This window comes from Pseudoalteromonas sp. AWM4_233 (assembly GCF_056158285.1).
In genome coordinates this window covers 1-3,802 of the sequence record NZ_JBSWSZ010000079.1, presented here as the reverse complement: position 1 = coordinate 3,802, position 3,802 = coordinate 1, and the positions used below count along the sequence as shown (strand labels likewise).

General features: G+C 42.1%; 6 protein-coding genes and 1 pseudogene. 4 read left to right on the top strand and 3 right to left on the bottom strand.

Annotation, left to right across the window (positions count from 1 at the left end; genetic code table 11):
- Positions 1–90: 90 nt before the first annotated feature.
- Complete coding sequence (locus tag ACXAC4_RS20480; protein ID WP_475165039.1) at positions 91–678, bottom strand: FMN-binding negative transcriptional regulator; 588 nt, start codon at positions 676–678, stop codon at positions 91–93.
- A gap of 88 nt (positions 679–766) precedes the next feature.
- Between ACXAC4_RS20480 and ACXAC4_RS20475 the strand changes: the two genes are divergently transcribed.
- The 4 genes from ACXAC4_RS20475 (at position 767) to ACXAC4_RS20460 (ending at position 2,489) form a co-directional block, all read left to right on the top strand.
- A complete protein-coding gene (locus tag ACXAC4_RS20475) occupies positions 767–931 on the top strand; it encodes a hypothetical protein (RefSeq protein ID WP_475165037.1) in 165 nt (54 codons plus the stop codon).
- Positions 932–935: 4 nt separating this feature from the next.
- Positions 936–1,385, top strand: coding sequence for a hypothetical protein (locus ACXAC4_RS20470; RefSeq protein ID WP_475165034.1), 450 nt, complete (start codon positions 936–938; stop codon positions 1,383–1,385).
- Positions 1,386–1,522: 137 nt separating this feature from the next.
- The gene (locus ACXAC4_RS20465) at positions 1,523–2,041 is read left to right on the top strand and encodes an AraC family transcriptional regulator (protein WP_475165033.1); all 519 of its coding nucleotides are present in this window, start codon (positions 1,523–1,525) and stop codon (positions 2,039–2,041) included.
- Positions 1,965–2,489, top strand: coding sequence for a GlxA family transcriptional regulator (locus tag ACXAC4_RS20460; protein WP_475165032.1), 525 nt, complete (start codon positions 1,965–1,967; stop codon positions 2,487–2,489). Before ACXAC4_RS20465 ends, ACXAC4_RS20460 begins: the two co-directional genes overlap by 77 nt.
- Before the next feature lie 70 nt (positions 2,490–2,559).
- Here ACXAC4_RS20460 and ACXAC4_RS20455 read toward each other — a convergent pair whose 3' ends face one another.
- Both ACXAC4_RS20455 and ACXAC4_RS20450 read right to left on the bottom strand, forming a co-directional pair.
- Positions 2,560–3,435: a nitrilase-related carbon-nitrogen hydrolase gene (locus tag ACXAC4_RS20455; protein WP_475165031.1), complete on the bottom strand. Its 876-nt coding sequence runs from the start codon at positions 3,433–3,435 to the stop codon at positions 2,560–2,562.
- A gap of 85 nt (positions 3,436–3,520) precedes the next feature.
- A pseudogene (locus ACXAC4_RS20450) lies at positions 3,521–3,754 on the bottom strand (glycine betaine ABC transporter substrate-binding protein); the annotation flags it as partial.
- Positions 3,755–3,802 lie beyond the last annotated feature (48 nt).

Here is a 3,802-nt window from a genome sequence, read left to right as displayed (position 1 = left end):
AAGGTTAACGACGGTTAGATTCACCTCTTACACAGCACCTGCTCTATAAATTATAATGTGAAGATGCCCAACCGAAAATGAGCTGTACATTTAGCTCGTCTCAATAGAACCAATACCGACACTTATTTTTTGCATGTACTTTGCAAGCATTTGTGATTCATCATCTTTGGAGCTTAAATTATCAAAAACCCCTTGTTGATCGGTAACACTTCGATGTTGTCCAAGCTTGAGCTTACCTTCTATACTCAAAATTTCTATTTCAACACCAACGATAGCGCGAGACAAACGCGTATTAAATTCATGATTATAAATATCAACTTGATTGAATAAGTCTGCTTCGTATTTTTCAACTGTTTTAGTCACTACAGCCATCGTCCCTGGCCCATCGAGAAGTTTTACTCTTCCTTTAACGTGAACCGCAGCATAGTTCCATGTCGGTACGGCAGGGCCTTTTTCATACCAACTAGGAGAAATATATGCATGGGGCCCTGAAAAAATAATCAGCACTTCTTTTGCATCTAAGATTTTGTGGTGTGAATTTGCTTTTGCTAAATGTGTATAGAGCGTGTTGCTATCTTGATCAAAAATAAATGGCAGGTGTGAGCCGACTAGATCATCTGAAACTAAACTTCCAAAACCAAAGTCATGGATAAATTGGACGGCAACAGCGTCGGGCATTTAGCAAAAGCAAATTCACACCACAAAATCTTAGATGCAAAAGAAGTGCTGATTATTTTTTAAAGCTGCTCGCGAGCACGCAGGTCGCATGCCTATCGTTATTTCTTGGGCTATGGGTGCAGTAGCAAGCTTAGCAGCGGTAAACCAAATGGTTGCAGTGGGTGGCGAGCAACTACCTCTATACGTGCCAATGAGCTACACTAATTTACGCAACCTACAAAACCTACGCGCAGACATAGGAGGGTGCAGATAAAGCTTTGTTCGCTTTAGCTGAAGACGACGCGATCCCATCTTTTGACACTGGGACAGAAGCGACGAAACTAGGCTACTACCCACTGGATCCAAATACTCAAGCCTACGTTGATGAACAACTAGGGAACTACACAGATGTAGGTGGTGCAGACCATTGGCCAGGCGTACAGTATGTTACCGCCAAGTCATACCAAACATACGTTCAGTTTGACCCAGAGTCTGAGATCAAACCAGAAAATGGCACTTACCCACCAGTATTGATTGTACACGGCTCAGACAACACTCTTCACATGCCGGAAGAGTCAAAACGCCTGTTCGACGTTTACCCTGGCGAGAAAGGTAACGCTCCTTTGATCATTCAAGGAATGGAACATGGCCAACAACTTGTTGCAGACCACCCAATCTTTAAAGAGCTTATTGCTCAAATTGATACGCGCTACCGCTCGTTAAACTAAAACACTGAGGTGTTTTTTGGGCTGATTCAGTCACCGAGACTGTTATCAGCCCAGCTCTATAACTCCCTATCATAAATAGACTTTTTCCCTATAATCGCGAATAATCTACCTAATACAAGAACAATAGGATTAGATAGATGCCCCCCCCAATCACCATTGGCTTTCTTCTGTATCCAGGCTTTTCTATGATGGCTTTGACCTCTGCGTTCGAGCCTTTACGTGCGGCAAATCGACTATCTGGTTGCGAATTTTATGAATGGAAACTGCTGTCCGCCGAAGGCAAAGCAATCGAGTCAAGTAGCGGAATTTCTCTAGAAACTAACTCAATCGATGATCCTGTCAAGCTAGATCGCCTGTTTGTTATTGCAAGCTTAGATATACCAGAGCTAAAAAGTCGCAAAGTCTTTAGCTACTTACAGCATTTTTCATCTTGCGGTGGCGTACTCGGAGCAATTAGTAATGGTAGCTTCATATTAGCCCAAGCTGGGCTACTAGACGGTTATGAATGTACTTTACACTGGGAATCAATTACAGAGTTTTCAGAGAAATTCCCATCTATATCTGTAAAAAGAGACATATTTGTTACCGACCGAAAACGTTGGACTTGCGCAGGAGGGATCGGCTGCAATCGACTTAATACTCCATCAATTGACTAAAGATTACGGAGGACGGCTTGCCGCTGAAGTTGTTGATCAATTTCTCATCGGTCGTGTACGTAGCAGTGAAGATCATCAAAGATTGGAGATTGAACAACGCTTTGGAGTAAATGATAAACGCATAACATCTGCAATAGCACTTATGGAACAGAACTTAGAAAACCCTATTACAGTTCACGATCTATCGCAGCTAAGCAATGTCTCTCTACGACAAATGGAACGTCTTTGGCGACAGCACTTTAATCTATCACCACAAAAGTTTTATGTAACACTAAGGCTAAAAGAAGCTCAACGTTTATTACGTGAAAGCACAGACCCGATATCAGCTATTGCGTTAAAATGTGGTTTTGTCTCAACTTCTCATATGGGAAGTGCTTATCGAGCACAGTTTGGTTGTAGTCCTGGTGAAGAGCGCAAACTACGCCATAAGCTCCATCAGGGAAAGTAATAAAACGATAAATATAAAGAACAAAAAAGCGAACCGAATAGGCTCGCTTTGTGAACATGGACATGAACGACTAATCGTGCCGAACGAAATCGGGTACACCAATTTTCTCTATCAAACGTGACGTTTCACGTTCGATCAAAGACAAATTACTATCGCGTACTGTAGGCAATTGGTAGCGGGCCTTTCTAACCACATCATAAGATAACGTAGCGCTTATCAGCTCTTCATCAGAGCCAGCAACTACTATTTCTTTACCAAAAGCATCAACAATACGAGATCCTCCCCAGAAGCTTAAATCTTTCTCTGAACCTGTACGGTTCGCCATAATAGACGGAGCACCATACATCATAGAATAGAAGCGCATCGTACTAGCCCAACCGCCAGGGTTATCAAAATCAACTCCTACCGCCTCAATACCAGAACTGACTGGACATACTAAAGGCGTTGCACCATTCAGAAAGGCCAAATTCGTTAGCGCAGGATTCCAAGCGTCTGCACAAATCAGTAATCCAGTACACCAATCTTCATCTAGATTATAAGTCTCCACAAAACGGCCACATGCGTAATGCTTTCCTTCCTCAAGCTTACCGTAATTAGGTACATTAATCTTACGATGAATATGCACCATCTTACCGTCTTTTAATATGGCAGCAGAATTATAAAATTGAGCAGCAGGCCCTTCTTCGATAAAGCCGACACAAACTGCCATTGTTCCAGTTGCTTCAGCAAGCCTTTTCAACCGCGGGTCATTACGTCTCATTGCAGCCGTCAACAAAAACTCCGGTCCATAATGACCTGTCAACGATAACTCAGGCATCACTAATAGCTCAATGCCCTCTAGTCTAGCTTTCTCAATCCAATATAGATGCTTCTCAATATTTTGATCCACATCGCCAATAACACTCTCAAATTGGGCAACACCAACATGCAAATCTTTGCTTCTCATTTGTCGTACTCAAATTAAAAAAACGGACATCATGTTCATGATGTCCGTAAAGTAACTTATTTCTGATAGTAAGCTTTTATCATCTCTACATCATTGGTATAAGCAAGTTTGACTGTAAAAACTCTCTAGCAACGGTTTCGATAGAGGTTCTTTCGACATCAACTCGAGCGTTAAGAGTAGCCATCACATCATCCGTCAACAAACCAGAAACTTTATTTAGCTCTTCACCAATTACAGGATGTTGTTCCAATATCTCTGTACGAATCACGGGAGCTATAGCGTAAGCGGGGAAATATTCCTTATCATCTCTCAAGACAACAAAATCAAATGCTTACCGAGAATGCGCCTTTACAAGCTACTGGTTGGC

Excerpts from the sequence above, each read along its gene's own strand:
- ACXAC4_RS20480 (WP_475165039.1), bottom strand. The coding sequence starts at position 678 with ATGCCCGACGCTGTTGCCGTCCAATTTATCCATGACTTTGGTTTTGGA.
- ACXAC4_RS20475 (WP_475165037.1), top strand. The coding sequence starts at position 767 with ATGCCTATCGTTATTTCTTGGGCTATGGGTGCAGTAGCAAGCTTAGCA.
- ACXAC4_RS20465 (WP_475165033.1), top strand. The coding sequence starts at position 1,523 with ATGCCCCCCCCAATCACCATTGGCTTTCTTCTGTATCCAGGCTTTTCT.
- ACXAC4_RS20455 (WP_475165031.1), bottom strand. The coding sequence starts at position 3,435 with ATGAGAAGCAAAGATTTGCATGTTGGTGTTGCCCAATTTGAGAGTGTT.